19 protein-coding genes are annotated in these 16,743 nt (G+C 67.1%); 1 reads left to right on the top strand and 18 read right to left on the bottom strand.

All coding sequences use genetic code 11. The features are described 5' to 3' along the window. The 14 genes from lpdA to lipA form a co-directional block, all read right to left on the bottom strand. A complete protein-coding gene (gene lpdA, locus ACE3PU_RS08695; protein WP_374388759.1) occupies positions 1-1,404 on the bottom strand; it encodes a dihydrolipoyl dehydrogenase in 1,404 nt (467 codons plus the stop codon). Positions 1,405-1,406: 2 nt separating this feature from the next. Beyond that, positions 1,407-1,886 carry a glutathione peroxidase gene (locus ACE3PU_RS08690; RefSeq protein WP_374388757.1) on the bottom strand — a complete coding sequence of 160 codons (480 nt, stop codon included), beginning with the start codon at positions 1,884-1,886 and terminating at the stop codon, positions 1,407-1,409. A gap of 13 nt (positions 1,887-1,899) precedes the next feature. Next, the gene (locus ACE3PU_RS08685; protein ID WP_374388755.1) at positions 1,900-3,216 is read right to left on the bottom strand and encodes a pyruvate dehydrogenase complex dihydrolipoamide acetyltransferase; all 1,317 of its coding nucleotides are present in this window, start codon (positions 3,214-3,216) and stop codon (positions 1,900-1,902) included. After that, positions 3,216-3,533 carry a DUF5076 domain-containing protein gene (locus ACE3PU_RS08680; RefSeq protein ID WP_374388753.1) on the bottom strand — a complete coding sequence of 106 codons (318 nt, stop codon included), beginning with the start codon at positions 3,531-3,533 and terminating at the stop codon, positions 3,216-3,218. The genes ACE3PU_RS08685 and ACE3PU_RS08680 overlap by 1 nt, the downstream gene beginning before the upstream one ends. Beyond that, entirely contained in the window at positions 3,530-4,906 is a 1,377-nt protein-coding gene (locus ACE3PU_RS08675) for a pyruvate dehydrogenase complex E1 component subunit beta (protein WP_374388751.1), read from the bottom strand. The genes ACE3PU_RS08680 and ACE3PU_RS08675 overlap by 4 nt, the downstream gene beginning before the upstream one ends. A 3-nt stretch (positions 4,907-4,909) precedes the next feature. Beyond that, positions 4,910-5,938 carry a pyruvate dehydrogenase (acetyl-transferring) E1 component subunit alpha gene (gene pdhA, locus ACE3PU_RS08670; RefSeq protein ID WP_374388749.1) on the bottom strand — a complete coding sequence of 343 codons (1,029 nt, stop codon included), beginning with the start codon at positions 5,936-5,938 and terminating at the stop codon, positions 4,910-4,912. A 125-nt stretch (positions 5,939-6,063) separates the two neighbouring features. Then, a complete protein-coding gene (locus ACE3PU_RS08665) occupies positions 6,064-6,384 on the bottom strand; it encodes a septum formation initiator family protein (RefSeq protein WP_374388747.1) in 321 nt (106 codons plus the stop codon). A gap of 214 nt (positions 6,385-6,598) precedes the next feature. Then, positions 6,599-7,879 (bottom strand): phosphopyruvate hydratase, encoded by a 1,281-nt coding sequence (gene eno, locus ACE3PU_RS08660; protein ID WP_374388745.1) that lies wholly within the window; start codon positions 7,877-7,879, stop codon positions 6,599-6,601. 149 nt (positions 7,880-8,028) lie between these two features. Beyond that, entirely contained in the window at positions 8,029-8,646 is a 618-nt protein-coding gene (locus ACE3PU_RS08655; protein WP_374388743.1) for a hypothetical protein, read from the bottom strand. 112 nt (positions 8,647-8,758) lie between these two features. Further along, a complete protein-coding gene (gene rpmF, locus ACE3PU_RS08650; protein ID WP_054765894.1) occupies positions 8,759-8,941 on the bottom strand; it encodes a 50S ribosomal protein L32 in 183 nt (60 codons plus the stop codon). A gap of 144 nt (positions 8,942-9,085) precedes the next feature. Then, complete coding sequence (locus ACE3PU_RS08645) at positions 9,086-9,646, bottom strand: sugar O-acetyltransferase (protein WP_374388740.1); 561 nt, start codon at positions 9,644-9,646, stop codon at positions 9,086-9,088. After that, the gene (locus tag ACE3PU_RS08640) at positions 9,643-10,758 is read right to left on the bottom strand and encodes an NAD(P)/FAD-dependent oxidoreductase (protein ID WP_374388738.1); all 1,116 of its coding nucleotides are present in this window, start codon (positions 10,756-10,758) and stop codon (positions 9,643-9,645) included. Before ACE3PU_RS08640 ends, ACE3PU_RS08645 begins: the two co-directional genes overlap by 4 nt. Continuing rightward, positions 10,755-11,207 (bottom strand): type II toxin-antitoxin system RatA family toxin, encoded by a 453-nt coding sequence (locus tag ACE3PU_RS08635; RefSeq protein ID WP_374388736.1) that lies wholly within the window; start codon positions 11,205-11,207, stop codon positions 10,755-10,757. The genes ACE3PU_RS08640 and ACE3PU_RS08635 overlap by 4 nt, the downstream gene beginning before the upstream one ends. 7 nt (positions 11,208-11,214) lie before the next feature. Beyond that, positions 11,215-12,177 carry a lipoyl synthase gene (gene lipA, locus ACE3PU_RS08630; RefSeq protein ID WP_374388734.1) on the bottom strand — a complete coding sequence of 321 codons (963 nt, stop codon included), beginning with the start codon at positions 12,175-12,177 and terminating at the stop codon, positions 11,215-11,217. A gap of 172 nt (positions 12,178-12,349) precedes the next feature. Here lipA and ACE3PU_RS08625 point away from each other — a divergent pair, with 172 nt between their 5' ends. Next, positions 12,350-13,903: an AMP-binding protein gene (locus ACE3PU_RS08625; protein WP_374388732.1), complete on the top strand. Its 1,554-nt coding sequence runs from the start codon at positions 12,350-12,352 to the stop codon at positions 13,901-13,903. Here ACE3PU_RS08625 and ygiD read toward each other — a convergent pair whose 3' ends face one another. The 4 genes from ygiD to ACE3PU_RS08605 form a co-directional block, all read right to left on the bottom strand. Continuing rightward, the gene (gene ygiD, locus ACE3PU_RS08620; protein ID WP_374388730.1) at positions 13,904-14,662 is read right to left on the bottom strand and encodes a 4,5-DOPA dioxygenase extradiol; all 759 of its coding nucleotides are present in this window, start codon (positions 14,660-14,662) and stop codon (positions 13,904-13,906) included. A 6-nt stretch (positions 14,663-14,668) separates the two neighbouring features. Next, a complete protein-coding gene (wrbA, locus tag ACE3PU_RS08615; protein WP_374388727.1) occupies positions 14,669-15,271 on the bottom strand; it encodes an NAD(P)H:quinone oxidoreductase in 603 nt (200 codons plus the stop codon). A 98-nt stretch (positions 15,272-15,369) separates the two neighbouring features. Beyond that, entirely contained in the window at positions 15,370-15,828 is a 459-nt protein-coding gene (locus ACE3PU_RS08610; RefSeq protein ID WP_374388725.1) for a hypothetical protein, read from the bottom strand. Next, positions 15,804-16,649, bottom strand: coding sequence for a D-alanyl-D-alanine carboxypeptidase family protein (locus tag ACE3PU_RS08605; protein ID WP_374388723.1), 846 nt, complete (start codon positions 16,647-16,649; stop codon positions 15,804-15,806). The genes ACE3PU_RS08610 and ACE3PU_RS08605 overlap by 25 nt, the downstream gene beginning before the upstream one ends. Positions 16,650-16,743: the final 94 nt, after the last annotated feature.

Here is a 16,743-nt window from a genome sequence, read left to right as displayed (position 1 = left end):
CTAGAGGTGCAGCATCCGGCCGTAGGCGTCCAGCGACGCCTCGTGCATGGCCTCGGACATGGTCGGGTGAGGATAGACCGTGCCCTGCATCTCGGCTTCGGTCGCCTCCATGGTGATGGCGGTGACATAGCCCTGGATCATCTCGGTCACCTCGTGGCCGATCATGTGTGCGCCCAGCAGCGCGCCGGTCTTGGCGTCGAAGATCACCTTGACCAGGCCCTCCACCTCGCCCGCGGCCACGGCCTTGCCGTTCACGCGGAATGGGAAGCGGCCGATCTTGACCTCGCGGTTGGCGGCGCGGGCGCCCTGCTCCGTCAGGCCGACGGAGGCCACCTGCGGCTGGGTGTAGGTGCAGCCGGCGATCGGCGAATCCAGATGCGGGCCCTTGTGCCCGGCGATGACCTCGGCGGCGTGAACGCCCTCGTGCATGGCCTTGTGCGCCAGCCAGGGCGAGCCGGCGCAGTCGCCGATGGCGTAGACGCCCTTCACGCTGGTCTCGCAGTTGCCGTTGGTCTTGATATGGCCGCGGTCCAGTTCGACGCCCAGCGCCTCCAGGCCGACGCCGTCGGTGTTCGCCGTGATGCCGACGGCCGAGATGCAGACTTCGGCTTCCAGGGTCTCAGCCTTGCCGCCGACCTCGACGTCCACCTTCACGCCGCTGGTGGTCTTGGTGACCTTGCCGACCTTGGCGCCGACGCGGAACTTGATGCCGCGCTTCTCGAAGGCCTTCTGCGCGGTCTTGGCGATCTCCTCGTCCTCGACCGGCATGATGCGCTCGACCGCCTCGACGACGGTCACGTCAGCGCCGAGGGCGCGGTAGAAGCTGGCGAACTCCAAGCCGATGGCGCCCGAACCGATGACCACGAAGGACTTGGGCAGGCGCTTGGGAGCCAGGGCCTCGCGATAGGCCCAGATCTTGTCGCCGTCGGCCTCCAGCCCGATCTGCGGCAGGGCGCGGGCGCGGGCGCCGAGCGCCAGGATGACCGACTTCGCCTCGACCGTGCGGGAACCGCCGGCGTTCAGCGCGATGACCACCTTGGCGGGCGCTCCCTTTTCGACCTTCGCCGAGCCCTCGATCACCTCGATCTTGTGCTTCTTCATCAGGAAGGCGACGCCCTTGTTCATCTGGGCCGCGACGCCGCGCGACCGCTTGATGATGGCGTCGAAGTCGAACGAGGCGCCGGAGACGTCCAGGCCGTACTCCTTCAGGTGCGACAGGCTCTCGTACTTCTCGCCGGACTTCAGCAGCGCCTTGGTCGGGATGCAGCCCCAGTTCAGGCAGATGCCGCCCAGATTTTCGCGTTCCACGATGGCGGTCTTCAGGCCCAGCTGGCTGGCGCGGATCGCGGCGACGTAGCCGCCGGGGCCGGAACCGATGACGATGAGGTCGAATTCAGCAGCCATGATCAGAGCAACTTCTCGATGTCGGCCTTGATGGCCTCGGGTTCAGTCTGGGGCGAGTAGCGCGCGACAACGCGCCCCTCGCGGTCGGTCAGGAACTTGGTGAAGTTCCACTTGATCGCCTTGGAGCCGAGGAAGCCGCGCTTCTGCTCGGTCAGCCAGGCGTAGAGCGGATGCCGCTTCGGGCCGTTGACCTCGACCTTGTCGAACAGGGGAAAGGTCACGTCGAAGCTGGTGGCGCAGAAGGCGGCGATCTCCGCCGCCCGGCCCGGCTCCTGATTGCCGAACTGGTTGCAGGGAAAGCCCAGCACCTCGAACGGCCGGTCGGCGAACGTCCGGTGCAGCTTCTCCAGACCGTCATACTGGCCGGTGAAGCCGCATTTCGACGCCGTGTTCACGATCAGCAGCGCCTGACCACGGAAGCGGTCCAGCGACACGTCCGCGCCGTCGATGGCGCGGGCGGAGAAGTCATAGACCGAGGTCATGACTTCCGCTCCCCTACGCCAGCATCGCGACGGGATCTTCGATCAGCGGCTTGAACGCCTGCAGGAAGCGGGCGCCGGTCGCGCCGTCCACCACGCGGTGATCGCAGGTCAGGGTCACGGTCATGACGGTGGCCGGCACGATCTGACCGTCCTTGACGACCGGACGCTGTTCGCCCGCGCCCACGCTCATGATGCAGCCTTGGGGCTCGTTGATGATCGAGGTGAACTGCTTGATGCCGAACATGCCCAGGTTGGACACCGAGAAGGTGCCGCCCTGGAACTCTTCCGGCTTCAGCTTGCGTTCACGGGCGCGCTTGGCCAGGTCCTTGGACTCGGTCGCGATCTGCGCCAGGCCCTTGGTCTCGGCCTTCCTGATGATCGGGGTGATCAGGCCGCCGTCGATGGCCACGGCCATCGAGACATCGGCGTTGTGGTGCATGGCGATGCCCTCGGGCGTGTAGGAGGCGTTCGCCTCCGGCACCATCTTCAGCGCCAGCGCGGCGGCCTTGATGACGAAGTCGTTGACGGAGACCTTGATCCCCTGCGGCTCCAGCATCTTGTTGACCTTGGCCCGGACGGCCATCAGCTGGTCGATCTCGCAGTCGATGAACAGCGGGAAGTGCGGCACGTTCTGGATGCTGTCGACCATGCGACGGGCCACGGCCTTCTTCATGCCGTCCAACGGAATCAGGTCGTAGCTGCCGTCGGGGATGCCCATCTGCGCCAGGGACTGAACCTTGCGCGGCTCGATCCCTGAAGTCGCGGCTGCGGCGGTCGCCGTCGAGGCCGCCGGTTGGGCCGCGCCCTTCGGCGCGCCTTCCACGTCGCGCTTGACGATGCGCCCGTGCGGACCGGTGCCCTTGATCGCCTTCAGGTCAACGCCGTTCTGGGCGGCGATGCGGCGCGCCAGGGGCGAGGCGAAGATACGCTGGCCGCCGTCGGACTTCGGCGCCGGCGCGCTCTTGGGCAGCAGGACGGCCTCGGCGGATTTCACGCCCTCGGGCGTCGCCACGCCCTGACCGCTTTCGTGACCGGCGGGCGCGGGCTTTTCGGGCGCGGCCTGGGCGGCCGGCTTGGGCGCCGCGGCCCCGCCCTCGTCCTTCAGACGGGCGATCGGAGTGTTGACCTTGACCCCTTCGGTCCCCTCGGCGACCAGGATGTCGGTGACTTCGCCCTCATCCACGGCCTCGACTTCCATGGTGGCCTTGTCGGTCTCGATCTCGGCGATCACGTCCCCGGCGGACACGACGTCGCCGACCTTGACGTGCCACTTGGCGAGGACGCCCTCCTCCATCGTCGGAGACAGAGCCGGCATCAGAATATCGGTCATCAGGCTTTCCCCCCGGTTTGCGTAGTCGGTTCGGCGACGGTGCGGACGTCGTTCGCCTTCACCACTTCGCTGAGGCCTTCGAGGATGCGGTGGTAGGCCGCAGTTTCATCGTGATTGTGACGAACGGCATAGCCATGCGCCATGTGACGCGCGGCGTAGGCCAGCAGGCGGCCGAACTGGATCGGATCGTTGAAGGCGGGTTTGACCGACATCACCGGCTCGTCCTTCGACCACCACATGCGCAACACTTCTATGGCCTTGGGATCAGCCGCGACGCTCTCGGGCGTCGTGAGCATGAATTCCGACGCCTCGGTCACGCCGTCACCTGCTTCACGGCCGCGATGATCTTGTCCACGCCCGGCAGCGACAGAGCTTCCAGATTGGCGGCGTAGGGCAGCGGAACGTCCTCCTGGTGCACCCGCAGCGGCGGGGCGTCCAGATAGTCGAAGGCGTGCTCGATGACGCGGGCCACCACCTCGGCGCCGACGCCCATCGGACCCCAGCCCTCTTCGGCCGAGACCAGACGGTTGGTCTTCTTGACGCTCTCGATGATGGTGTCGGTGTCCAGCGGGCGCAGGGTGCGCAGGTCGACGACCTCGCACTCGATCCCCTCTTCCGCCAGCTTCTCGGCGGCTTGCAGGGCGAAACCGACCATGCGGCTGTGAGCCGTGATGGTCACGTCCTTGCCCTCGCGGCGCACCTTGGCCTTGCCGATCGGCAGGACATAGTCCTCGACCTCCGGCACGTCGAACTCCAGGCCGTACATCATCTCGTGTTCGAGGAAGACGACCGGGTTCGGATCGCGGATGGCCGCCTTCAGCAGGCCCTTGGCGTCGGCCGCGTCATAGGGGGCGATGACCTTCAGGCCGGGCACCTGCGCGTACCAGGCGGAATAGTCCTGGCTGTGCTGGGCCGCCACGCGGCTGGCCGCGCCGTTCGGACCGCGAAACACGATGGGCGCCCGGATCTGGCCGCCCGACATGTACAGCGTCTTGGCGGCCGAGTTGATGATGTGGTCGATCGCCTGCATGGCGAAGTTGAACGTCATGAACTCGACGATCGGCTTCAGGCCCGCCATGGCCGCCCCGACGCCCAGGCCGGCGAAGCCGTGCTCGGTGATCGGGGTGTCGACGACGCGCTGGTCGCCGAACTCCTGCAGCAGCTCACGGCTGACCTTGTAGGCGCCCTGATACTGGGCGACTTCCTCGCCGATCAGGAAGACCTTGTCGTCGCGCCGCATTTCCTCAGCCATGGCGTCGCGCAGGGCGTCGCGGATGGTCGTCTTGACCAGCTTGGCGTCGGCCGGGATTTCCGGGTCACGCAGTTCGACCTTGGGCGTCGAGGTCTGGGCCGGCGCCTTCTCGGGATCGCCGGTCTTGCCCTCCGCCGTCGCCTTCGGGGCGACTTCGGCCGTGGGGGCGTCGGCCTTGGGCGCAGGAGCGGCGGCGCCGTCTTCGCCCGCCAGGCGCGCGATCGGCGTATTGACCTTCACGTTCTCGGAGCCTTCGGCGACGAGGATCTCCAGCACCTCGCCCTCGTCGACGGCCTCGACTTCCATCGTGGCCTTGTCGGTCTCGATCTCGGCGATCACCTGGCCGGCCGACACGGTGTCGCCCGCCTTGATGTGCCACTTGGTCAGCGTGCCCTCTTCCATCGTGGGGGACAGCGCCGGCATCAGGATGTCGGTCACGGATCAGGCCTCCACGTAGACGTCGGTGTAGAGCTCGGACGGATCGGGCTCCGGGCTCTCTTGAGCGAATTGAACAGCTTCGGCGACGATCGCCTTGATTTCGTTGTCGATCGCCTTCAGCTCCTCCTCGTTCGCCTTGGCGGCCGACAGCAGGGTCTTGATGTGGTCGATCGGGTCGCGGGTCTTCTTGACCTCGTCGACCTCTTCCTTGGTCCGGTACTTGGCGGGGTCGGACATCGAGTGACCGCGATAACGGTAGGTCTTGACCTCGAGGATGTAAGGCCCCTCGCCGGCGCGGGCGCGTTCGACCGCCTTCTTGACCGCGTCGCGCACGGCGATCACGTCCATGCCGTCGACCTGCTCGCCCGGAATGCCGAAGCTGGCGCCGCGCTGGCTGAGCTGGGTCGTCGCCGAGGCCCGCTCGATCGAGGTGCCCATGGCGTACTGATTGTTCTCAATGATGTAGATGGCCGGCAGCTTCCACAGCTGGGCCATGTTGAAGCTCTCGTAGACCTGACCCTGGTTGGCCGCGCCGTCGCCGAAATAGATGAAGGCGACCGAGTCGTCGCCGCGATACTTGCCCGCGAAGGCCAGGCCCGTGCCCAACGCCACCTGGGCGCCGACGATGCCGTGACCGCCGTAGAAACCGGTCGGCACGTCAAACATGTGCATCGAGCCGCCCTTGCCCTTGGACGAGCCGCCGATGCGGCCGGTCAGCTCGGCCATGACTTCCTTGGGGTCCATGCCGGCGGCCAGCATGTGGCCGTGGTCGCGGTAGCCGGTGATGATCTTGTCGTGGCCCTGTTTGACGCTCTCCTGAACGCCCACCGCGACGGCCTCCTGGCCGATGTACAGGTGGCAGAAGCCGCCGATCAGACCCATGCCGTACAGCTGGCCCGCGCGCTCCTCGAAGCGCCGGATCAGGACCATCTCGCGATAGTAGCGGAGGAGATCCTCCTTGGACGCCGATGGCGTGTTTGGAATCTTGTCAGGCGCACTGGTCTGAGCGGCTTTGGCTGGGGCTTTCGCCATCCGGCATCTCCCGGCTAGGCCCCGGGAACCGAAGCCAACTTATCGTTACGGAAGGCGGCTTTAGCAGCCTTCGTTCCCGAAACGCAAAGCGGCCCCGCCAAGCTGTAACAATAGTTCAAGACGCGTCAGGAATGCGCCGATTGCGTCGCTACAGGGGCCGTCTCGCTCGAGACGCGGATCACATAGTCACGCGGATCGGAAAAGCCCAGCACGGCGCGCGCACGTTCTTCCAAAAGGTCCTTGGACAGACTGTCGGAGCGCAGGTAGCGGACGCGTGTCTCGAGGTCGCGTCGCTGTTCGGTCAGGGCGGCGAGCTGCGCCTCCCGCTGGATCAGCAGGGTGTCGCGCGCATGGCCGCTCAACAGACCGCGCTCGCCCGTGAGCGCCTGGACGCCCAGGTAGGCGACCAGCAGCAGGAGGGCGAGAGACAGGCGGTAAGGTTTCATCCGTTCCGGCAACACCAACGCTCCTTCTGAGCGCGTGAACACAGTTGTCAAACTGTGCCCTTGAATGCCTAACGAATCGTAGCTTGGCGGTAAGATTCGCGTACTTCAGCTTTGAAGAATTTGGGAGAATCCCAATCGGCGATCCTGCAGCGCCTAGGACGCGGAGATGGACGGGCCGCGCCTTGCGGCCCGTCTGCCCCCGGACGATCGGTCGTCAGCGGCTCAGCAGCATGCCGTCGCCGAAATAGACGCCTTGGTCGCCCAGCATTTCTTCAAGGCGGAGCAGCTGGTTGTATTTGGCGACCCGGTCCGAACGCGCCAGCGAGCCGGTCTTGATCTGTCCGCAGTTGGTGGCGACCGCCAGGTCGGCGATGGTGGAATCCTCGGTCTCGCCCGAGCGGTGGCTCATCACGGCGGTATAGCCCGCGCGATGGGCCATATCCACGGCGTCCAGGGTCTCCGACAGGGTGCCGATCTGGTTGACCTTGATCAGGATCGAATTCGCCAGACCCTCGCCGATGCCGGCGGCCAGGCGAACCGGATTGGTGACGAACAGGTCGTCGCCCACCAGCTGGACCCGGTCGCCCAGGCGCTCGGTCAGCAGACGCCAGCCGTCGAAGTCGTCTTCGGCCATCCCGTCCTCGATCGAGACGATCGGGAAGCGCTCGCACAGATCGACCAGATAGGCCGCCATGCCCTCGGCGTCGACAGTCTTGCCTTCGCCGGCCATGACGTACTTGCCCTCCTTGAAGAACTCGGTCGAGGCGACGTCCAGGCCCAGGTGAAAATCCTCGCCGGCCAGGTAGCCGGCGGCCTGACCCGCCTTGGTGATGAAGCTGAGCGCCTCTTCGGCCGAGGCCAGGTTCGGGGCGAAGCCGCCCTCGTCGCCGACGTTGGTGTTGTGACCGGCGTCCTTCAACTGCTTCTTCAGGGCGTGGAAGATCTCCGCGCCCATGCGCAGGCCGTCCGAGAAGGTCTCGGCGCCCGTCGGCAGGATCATGAATTCCTGGATGTCGATCGGATTGTCGGCGTGGGCGCCGCCATTGATGATGTTCATCATCGGCGTCGGCAGGACGCGGGCCGAAACGCCGCCCAGGTAACGGTGCAGGGGCAGGCCGGCCGAAATGGCGCTGGCCTTGGCCACCGCCAGCGAGACGCCCAGGATGGCGTTGGCGCCCAGGCGACCCTTGTTCGGGGTGCCGTCCAGGGTGATCATCGCCTCGTCGATGCGGCGCTGATCCTCGGCGTCCATGCCGGACAGGGCGTCGAAGATCTCGCCGTTGACGGCGTCGACCGCCTTCTGCACGCCCTTGCCGCCCCAAAGGTCCTTGTCGCCGTCGCGCAGCTCGACCGCTTCGTGGGCGCCGGTGGACGCGCCCGACGGCACGGCGGCGCGCCCGAACGAGCCGTCGTCCAGGATCACATCGACTTCCACCGTCGGATTGCCCCGGCTGTCGAGGATCTGGCGGGCGACGATGTCGGCGATGTCGGTCATGGCTGGGTCTCTGGCTTTTGGCGGGAGGATGGTCGGAGCGGTTTAGCCGCCTCGCCGCCAAACGCCAATCCTAGAGCCCGATCGGCATCACCTTATGGCGGCGGCATCCCACGCCGAGCTGAACTCCGTCGAACTCAGCCGATTTCGCTCTAGGCGCAGCCCTCGACCAGTTGGATCGACGGGTCGCCGGCGTGGATCATCTTCACCTTGCCGTCAGACCCGACTTCATAACGCACGCCGCGCGCCGCCGGATCAGTCACATAGGCGGTCGATCCGCCGCTGCTCCAGGCGAAGAGGTCCTCCGCCGGGGCGGCTTCGTACTTGTGAGGCTGGGCGACGATGGCGCCGCCATAGGCTTCCTTCACCGCCAGGGCGGTGTCGCCCAGCCCGAATCCCCGGTCCGTCCTGATCGCGGCGTCGCGCATCAGGGTGATTCGCGTCAGCACGCCGTTCTGGGTCATGACGGTGACGCCGGCCGGCGCATTGGCGGGGTGATACTGGTCGCACGTTTCGGGATCGGCGCCGCCGACAGCGCCAGGATTGGCGTCCGCGCCCCAGACCGCGGTCAGGTCGGCGACGGTCATGCCGATCCGGGCGGGCCCCAGACCCTGGGCCGTCAGGACATTGTCGGCGACGGGCGGCGCGGTCGGAGCAGGCGCGGCGTCGGCCGTACGCGGCGGCGTCGCAGGCGCGGCCGGCTCCTCGGGACTGTCGCAGGCCGAAAGGGTCAGCAGGGCCAGGGCGCTGGCGGCGGCGAAACGGATCATGGACGGCGTTCTCCGGTAAAGCTTGCCGCAGAGAACGCACGAAAACGGCGCGCGGGTCACCGCGCGCCGTGAGAATCATCGCGCCCGGCCGAAACCGGGAGACCGTGGAAGACTAGTCTTCCTTCGGCGTCAGGACCTGGCGGCCGCGATAGGTGCCGGTCTTCAGGTCGATGTGGTGCGGGCGCTTCAGCTCGCCGGTGTCCTTGTCCTCGACGTAGACGTTCGAGGTCAGGGCGTCGTGGGCGCGGCGCATGTTGCGACGCGAGGGAGATACTTTGCGCTTCGGAACGGCCATGTCCGTCTCAATCTTCTAGGTCGGGCGCCGCCCAGAGCCGAAGCCTGTCAGGCGCGAAAACGATAGCGGCGGCCCTTGCCTTCCACACAGGAAGGAGCGGACCGCCACGCGAGGCGCGGCTTATGCATGAAGCGCCGGACGATTTCAAGGCGTTTCAGCCGAGGTCAGGCGGCGGACGATCCGCGCCGGATTTCCCACCACCACGACGTCCGGCGGCACGTCCCGCGTCACCACCGAACCCGCGCCGATCACCGCGCGGTCGCCAATGACGACGCCGGCCAGCACGATGGCGCCGCCGCCGATCCACACATCGTCGCCGATGGTGATCGGCCTTGCCGTTTCCTTGCCGCGCCGTTCGACAGCGTCCAGCGGATGCTCCGGCGTCAGCAGTTGCACGCCCGGTCCCGCCTGAAAGTTGTCGCCGATGCGGATTTCCGCGCAGTCCAGAAAAACGCCGTTGGCGTTGACGAAGGCGTTGGCGCCCAGGTGGATGTTGACGCCGTAATCGCAGAAGAAGCCCGGCATGATCACGGCGCGGGCGTCCGACGCCTTCACCAGCGCATTCACCAGGTCGCGCCGTCGGTCCCGATCCGGCTCGGCGTTGATGGCGATGGTCAGGGCCACCGCCCGCGCGCGACCCTCCCGCAGGTCCGGGTCGCCCGGATCGTACGGCAGGCCCGCAAGCATTTTCTCGCGCTCGGTCAAGCCGCCTCCGTCAGGGCCGCCGCCACGGCCTCGCCGATGGCCAGCGAACTGGTCAGGCCTGGGCTCTCTATGCCGAACAGGGCCATCAGACCGTCGATGCCGTGGTGCTCGCGGCCGTGCAGTTGGAAGTCCGGCTGCGGCTCGTCCGGCCCATGAAGCTTGGGCCGTATGCCCGCGTAGTCCGGCGTCAGGGCGCCATCGGGCAGACCGGGCCAGAAGCGGCGGATATAGTGGGCGAACGCGTCCGCCTTTGCCGGATCGACCGAATAGTCCTCGGTCTCAACGTAGGCCAGGTCAGGGCCGAACACCCCCTGCCCGCCCAGATCCTTGCGATAGTGGGTGCCCAGGGCCCCGGCGATGGGGGGCGGATAGATCAGCCGCTCGAACGGCGCCTTGCCCGTCAGCCGGAAATAGACCCCCTTGCCGTAATGGCCCGCCGGGACGGCCGTGGAGGGATAGCCGTCGATCATCGACGCCACGGCCTGGGCCGACAGGCCCGGCGCGGTGACCAGCAGGCGGCTGGTGACGGCCATGGCCCCCTCCCCGCCCACACGAACGGCGAAGCCTCCGCCCGGCAAAGGCTCGGCGCCGTCGAACGGCGCGGAGACGACCACCGCCCCGCCCGCGTCCTCGATCTCGCCCTGCAGGGCCAGCATATAGCCGTGGCTGTCGAACACCCCGCTTTCGGGCGACAGGATCGCGGCGTGGGCGTTCAGCGCCGGCTCCAGCGCGCGGGCCTGGGCGCCGGTCAGATGCGCCAGCCCCTCGACGTCGTTGGTCGTCGCCTGGTCGAAGATGGCCTCGATCCGCCCGACCTCGGCCTCCTCGGTCGCCACCACCAGCTTGCCGCACTTTCGGTAGTCGATCTTGCGGCTTTCCAGGAAGGCATAGAGCGCCCGCCGGCCTTCGACGCAGAACTTCGCCTTCAGCGACCCGGTGGGATAGTAGAGGCCGCCGTGGATGACTTCGGAGTTGCGCGAGGAGACGCCTTGGCCGATGTGGCCTTCCTTCTCCAGCACCAGCACCGTCAGGCCTCGCTTCGACAGCGCCCGACCGCAGGCCAGGCCCACAGCCCCGGCGCCCACGACGGTCGCGTCGAAATCGAAACTCATCGGCCGCCATACCTCCGCTGCGCCTCGGCTTCGAAACAGCCGATCAGCTTTTCCACCGCTCGGTCGAAGTTCGCGTGCAGCATCAGGTCCAGCATCTTCGACTTGAAGGCGAAGTCGATCATGAACTCCAGCCGCGTTCCTTCGGGATGCGGCTGGAACTCCCAGCGGTTCTTCAGGTGCCGGAACGGACCCCGCAGCAGACCGACCTCGACCTTGGGCGCATTGCGGTCATGTCGGACCCAGGTCGAGAACCGCTCCTTCAGGAAGGAGAAGCCGACGGACGCCTCTGCATCGACGACGCTGACGCCCTCGCCTTCCGGGCGTTCGTTCCAGACCCGCATCGACGTCACCCACGGCACAAAGTCCGGGTAGGCGCGCACGTCGGCGACAAGGTCGGCAAGCTGCTGGGGCGCATACGGGAGGATGCGCGTGACGCGGTGGACGGCCATGCGGGGCTTAGCGACGCAGCTGCGCCTCGCGGGCCGCCTTCAGCCGCGCGAAATCGTCGCCGGCGTGGTGCGACGAACGCGTCAGCGGTGAGGACGACACCATCAGGAAGCCCTTGGCCCGGGCGATCGCCTCATAGGCCTTGAACTCTTCCGGGGTCACGAACCGGTCGATGGCGGCGTGTTTGCGCGTCGGCTGCAGGTACTGGCCGATGGTGATGAAGTCGACGCCGGCGGAGCGCATGTCATCCATGACCTGCATGACCTCCTCCTTGGTTTCGCCCAGGCCGACCATGATGCCGGACTTGGTGAACTGGTTCGGGTCGCGCTCCTTGACCATCTGCAGCAGGCGCAGCGAGTGGAAGTAGCGGGCGCCCGGCCGGATCTTCAGATACAGGCGCGGGACCGTCTCGAGGTTGTGGTTGAAGACGTCAGGCTTGGCGTCGATCATCACCTCGGCGGCGCCGTCTTTCCGCAGGAAGTCGGGCGTCAGGATTTCGATGGTCGTCTGCGGCGCCTGAATACGGATCTGGCGCACCACTTCGGCGAAGTGGGCCGCGCCGCCGTCGGACACGTCGTCGCGGTCGACCGAGGTGATGACGACGTGGTTCAGGCCCATCTGCTGGACGGCCAGGCCGACCTTGGCCGGCTCTTCCGGGTCCAGCGCCTGGGGCAGGCCGGTCTTGACGTTGCAGAAGGCGCAGGCCCGCGTGCAGGTGTCGCCCATGATCATCAGGGTGGCGTGCTTCTGGCTCCAGCACTCGCCGATGTTCGGGCAGGCCGCCTCTTCGCAGACGGTGACCAGCCCCTTGGAGCGGACGATCTCCTTCGTCGCATTATACTGGCCCGAGCCCGGCGCCTTGACCCGCAGCCAGTCCGGCTTCTTCAGGACGACCGTCTCCGGACGGTTCTGCTTTTCCGGGTGGCGCAGCTCCGACGGCTTACGCTGAAGGGTGTCGATCAGGGTGACCATGGCCGGTATTTCGGCTTTCCGGGGGGCGAAGGCAAGGCACGGCCGGTTACAGATCGCCGCCCTTGCCGGAACTCACGCGGGGTAACACATCTTTTCAAGTCCGCGCGGCCTCATTAATGACGGTCGCCCTGACAACAGAGAGGGCCCGTCGCGCCCTCCGTAGGAGACGCGTTTGCGCCAGGCCCTGGATCCCTCGCTGTACCAAGAGTCGCTGATCGACGCCCTGATCGAGGCGCGCACGCGGTTCGGCGACAAGGAGATACTGGAGGACCAGGACCGTCACCCTCTCACCTACACCGGCCTGATCCGCGCCGCCTTCGTGCTGGGCCGCAAGATCGCGAACATGACCGAGAAGGGCGAGCGGGTCGCCATCCTGCTGCCGTCGTCGATGGGCGTGGTCGTCACCTTCTTCGGACTGCACGCGCACGGCCGCGTGCCGGTGATGCTGAACTTCACGGCAGGCGAAGCGAACCTCAAGGCCGCGATCCGGACCGCCGGGGTCAAGAAGGTGCTGACCGCCCGGCGCTTCATCGAACAGGCCAAGCTTGAAGACCTTGTCGATGAACTGAAGACGGTCGCGGACATCGTCTGGCTGGACGACGTGCGCAAGACGATCGGCCTGGCCGACAAGCTGTACGGACTGGCCGCCGGCGCGGTTCCCAAGCGGTTCCGCGTCAAGACCGATCCGGACGCGCCGGGCGTGGTGCTGTTCACCTCCGGCAGTTTCGGCACGCCGAAGGGCGTGGTGCTGAGCCAGCGCAATCTGGTCGCCAACGCCCGCCAGGTGGCGGCGCACATCGACCTGAAGCCGGAGTGGGTGATGTTCAACCCCCTGCCGACCTTCCACTGCTTCGGCCTGACGGGCGGAGTCATCCTGCCGCTGTTGCAGGGAATGAAGGCGTTCGAATACCCCTCCCCCCTGCACGCCAAGCAGATCACCGACCTGCTGCCCCAGGTGAAGGCGTCGATCCTGTTCGCCACCGACACCTTCCTGAGCCAGTACGCCCGCGTGGCCGAACCCGACGATTTCGCCACGCTTCAGTTCGCGGTCGCCGGCGCCGAGAAGGTGCGCGAGGAGACCCGCGCCATGTTCAACAGCAAGTTCGGCGGCGTGGAGCTGCTGGAAGGCTATGGCGCGACCGAGGCTTCGCCCGTGGTCGCCGTGAACCACCCGGACCGCAACGCCCCGGGCACGGTCGGTCAGATCCTGCCGGGCCTGGAGTGGAAGCTGGAGCCGGTCGAGGGAATCGACGCCGGCGGGCGGCTGTTCCTGAAGGGCCCGAACGTCATGTCCGGCTACGTCACCGGCGCCGAGCCGCTGGAATGGGAACCGGTCGAGGACGGGTGGCTGGACACTGGCGACATCGTCGACGTGGACGCCGACGGCTATGTCACCATCAAGGGACGCGCCAAGCGGTTCGCGAAGATCGGCGGCGAGATGGTCTCGCTGACGGCGGTCGAAGGCATCGCCGGCGCGGTCTGGCCCGAACAGCGCCACGCCGTCGTCTCCATCCCCGACAGCCGCAAGGGCGAGAAGCTGGTGCTGGTCACCGACCACGCTGCGGCCGAGGTCGCGCCGCTGGCCGAATGGGCGCGCGAGAACGGCGCCCCCGAGCTGATCGTGCCCAAGAAGATCGTCAAGGTCGCCGAGGTGCCCGTTCTAGGCACCGGCAAGACCGACTATGTCGCGATCCAGAAGATGGTCGAGACCGACAAGGCCGCCTGATCAGCCGATCCGCACGCCCGTCATCGAGATCGAACCGCCGTCGATCTGGTCGTTGAAGAAGCTGACGGGTTCGCCCGCATGCTGCTGCGCGGCGACGTAGAGGACGGGCAGAAAGTGCTCGTCGGTCGGGACGCTGAGTTGGGCGTCCTCCGCCAGCCCGATCCAGTTGATCAGCGCCTGGTGGTCGCCGATCGTGAAGGCGTGCTTGACCGCTTCGTTGAAACTGGTCGCCCAACCATAAGGCTGGGCCCCCGCCTCGCGCTTCCAGGTGCGCAGGTTGTGCACGAAGTCGCCGGAGCCGGCGATGACGATCCCCTCGTCGCGCAGAGGCCGCAGGGCCCTGGCCAGGTCGTAGTGCTGGCGCGCCGTCAGGTCGCGGTTCAGCGAAAGCTGAACCACCGGCACGTCCGCTTCCGGCCAGACGTGGCACAGCACCGACCAAGTTCCGTGGTCCAAGCCCCATTGCCTCGTCTGGACCGCGCCGGTCAGCCGCGAGACTTGCGCCGCCAGTTCCGGCGAGCCGGGCGCGGGATACTGCATCTCGTGAAGTTCCCGAGGGAAGTTTCCGAAATCGTGGATGGTTTCGGGATTGTCCTGGGCGGTGACGCCCAACCCGCGCGTCTCCCAGTGGGCCGAGATCATCACGACCCCCTTGGGCTTGCCGATCGCCTCGCCCAGCTCGCGCCAGGCGGTCCCGAATGGACCGCCAAGCGCGTTCATGGGCGAACCGTGGCCGAAGAAGACGGCGGGCTGGCGCATCGAGGATCAGCCGTGCAGCTTCTTGGCGAGCTCGGCGATATGCCGCCCCTGGAACCTGGCGCCGTCCAGTTCGACGTCGCTGGGCATGCGCGAGCCGTCGCCGCCGGTGATCGTCGTCGCGCCGTAGGGCGAGCCGCCTTGGACCGCGTCCAGCGTCATCTGCGCCTGGAACGAATAGGGCAGGCCCACCACGGGCATGCCGTGGTGCATGAAGAAGTTGTGCAGACCCTGGAACGTGGTTTCCTGACCGCCGTGCTGCGTCGCCGTGGCGGTGAAGGCGCCGCCGATCTTGCCGATCAGCGCCCCTGAGAACCACAGGCCGCCGGCCTGGTCCAGGAAGGCGCGCATCTGCGAAGCGGCCGAGCCGAAGCGCGTGCCGGCGCCAATGATGATGGCGTCATAGTCCTTCAGGTCGTCGATCTTGGCGATCGGCGCCGCCTGATCCAGCTTGTAGCCCGAGGCCTTCGCCAGATCTTCCGGCACGGTTTCAGGAACGCGCTTGATGTCCACGATGGCGCCCTCGACTTCCCGCGCGCCCTCGGCGACGGCCTGGGCCATCGTTTCGATGTGGCCATAGGTGGAGTGATAGAGGACAAGAATCTTGGGCATGGGGAAGCGCTCCGTTGAACAAATACGGTCGCTATTTGCAACAGCAACCGTTGCCAACTTGGCGATGACGCCCGACGAGCGCAAGCCCCTTGGCGGTCTCAACGCCCGAACGGGCAGATCGTGGCGTAGAAATCCGCGCTGCCGGGCGCCTGTTCGCCCCGGCTGAGACGAAACCGGTGCTCCATCACCATCGCCTGCTGCTCGATGTTCAAGGCGTCCCAGCGGCATTCGGCGTCGGCGCTGTAGGCGTAGCTCTCGCGGCGGTCGCCCGCCTTCAGCTTGGCCAGCAGCAGGTTGACGCCCTGTTGCGCCTGCCAGACGTGGGTCAGTTCATGGACCAGAACGCCCTGCGTCCGTACGGGGGCCTTTGTGAAGTCCTCGGCCAGCGCGCGGTGCGGCCAGACGATCCAGTCGCGGCCGAACCAGCGGCCCGCGACAAAGGCGCGTGCGAAGGGCCAGGCGATCAGCCGCACGGTGTCCAGGCGTATCGCCTGGCCGAATGCTTCGTGCGCCAATGCGATCTCGCCCTGGGTCAGGGCGCGGAGGGCTCTCGCCACGGCTCGACATACTCCCAGTGCCACGGCTCATAGACATAGGGGACGAAGCCGAAACGGCCAGCGTTCTCGACCAGCCAGCGATAGGTCGCGCCCTTGGCCATGTGCTGGCGGCTGACCGGGTCGGTCGAATCCACGCCCAGGCCGACGATGCGCCCGACATACAGATCGACCGCCGTTCCCGTGCGATGGGGCGAACAGACCGCGCGGCGCAGGCCGTCGCAGTTGCCGAACTGGACGCATCGCGCGGCGTCGGCCTCCGGATCACGGAAGCCGGAGAATATCTGAAGCAGTTCGGGATCGGCGGCGACGTCCGGAACCTGCGCACGGGCCTCGGCGATCATGCGGCGATAGGCGTCCAGAACATCGCGCCGCAGCAGGCGGGTCAGGCGATCGGCGTGCTCCTCGGACTCGACCAGATAGCCCAGCTGGCTGATCGGAGGCGGATTGGGACACTCCCCCCGCACGCGCGCCATCACGAAAGGCCGACGCTCCTGCCACAGCCCGCGAAAGACCTGGAAGGTCTCCGCGTCGAACAGGCCTGTCGGGGCCAGGCCGTGCGTCTGTTGAAACGCCGCCATGTGGGAGGCGAAGATCGGCGTGCCGGGCGCACAGCCGGTCTTCAGCTCGCGCTGGATCAGCGGCAGATAGGTCTCCCAACCCCATTCCGCCGGGCCGAACGGCGCCCACTCCAGCGAATACACGGACACGCCGTTGGCGAAGGCCTGCCCGGCCCAGACGTCGGCGTTGGTCTGGCAGGGATCGGTCTGGGCGCGCGCCTGACCGGCGGTCAGGATGATCGCCGCAAGTCCGATCGCGGCCACGAGGATTCGAAAGGGCATGAGGCGACTGAGCCTGAACCGATCCCGTCGGGCAAGGGTGTGGTTCGTCGCCAAAGCTGCAATGCTGGCGCGGGCC

It is taken from the genome of Brevundimonas sp. (assembly GCF_041911375.1).
GTDB lineage: Bacteria > Pseudomonadota > Alphaproteobacteria > Caulobacterales > Caulobacteraceae > Brevundimonas.
Note: the sequence above shows the minus strand (reverse complement) of the source record. Positions and strands in the feature narration are given on the sequence as shown.

Coding starts and splice junctions, on each gene's coding strand:
- lpdA (WP_374388759.1), bottom strand. CDS start 1,404: ATGGCTGCTGAATTCGACCTCATCGTCATCGGTTCCGGCCCCGGCGGC.
- ACE3PU_RS08690 (WP_374388757.1), bottom strand. CDS start 1,886: ATGACCTCGGTCTATGACTTCTCCGCCCGCGCCATCGACGGCGCGGAC.
- ACE3PU_RS08685 (WP_374388755.1), bottom strand. CDS start 3,216: ATGACCGATATTCTGATGCCGGCTCTGTCTCCGACGATGGAGGAGGGC.
- pdhA (WP_374388749.1), bottom strand. CDS start 5,938: ATGGCGAAAGCCCCAGCCAAAGCCGCTCAGACCAGTGCGCCTGACAAG.
- ACE3PU_RS08665 (WP_374388747.1), bottom strand. CDS start 6,384: ATGAAACCTTACCGCCTGTCTCTCGCCCTCCTGCTGCTGGTCGCCTAC.
- eno (WP_374388745.1), bottom strand. CDS start 7,879: ATGACCGACATCGCCGACATCGTCGCCCGCCAGATCCTCGACAGCCGG.
- ACE3PU_RS08655 (WP_374388743.1), bottom strand. CDS start 8,646: ATGATCCGTTTCGCCGCCGCCAGCGCCCTGGCCCTGCTGACCCTTTCG.
- rpmF (WP_054765894.1), bottom strand. CDS start 8,941: ATGGCCGTTCCGAAGCGCAAAGTATCTCCCTCGCGTCGCAACATGCGC.
- ACE3PU_RS08640 (WP_374388738.1), bottom strand. CDS start 10,758: ATGAGTTTCGATTTCGACGCGACCGTCGTGGGCGCCGGGGCTGTGGGC.
- ACE3PU_RS08635 (WP_374388736.1), bottom strand. CDS start 11,207: ATGGCCGTCCACCGCGTCACGCGCATCCTCCCGTATGCGCCCCAGCAG.
- lipA (WP_374388734.1), bottom strand. CDS start 12,177: ATGGTCACCCTGATCGACACCCTTCAGCGTAAGCCGTCGGAGCTGCGC.
- ygiD (WP_374388730.1), bottom strand. CDS start 14,662: ATGCGCCAGCCCGCCGTCTTCTTCGGCCACGGTTCGCCCATGAACGCG.
- wrbA (WP_374388727.1), bottom strand. CDS start 15,271: ATGCCCAAGATTCTTGTCCTCTATCACTCCACCTATGGCCACATCGAA.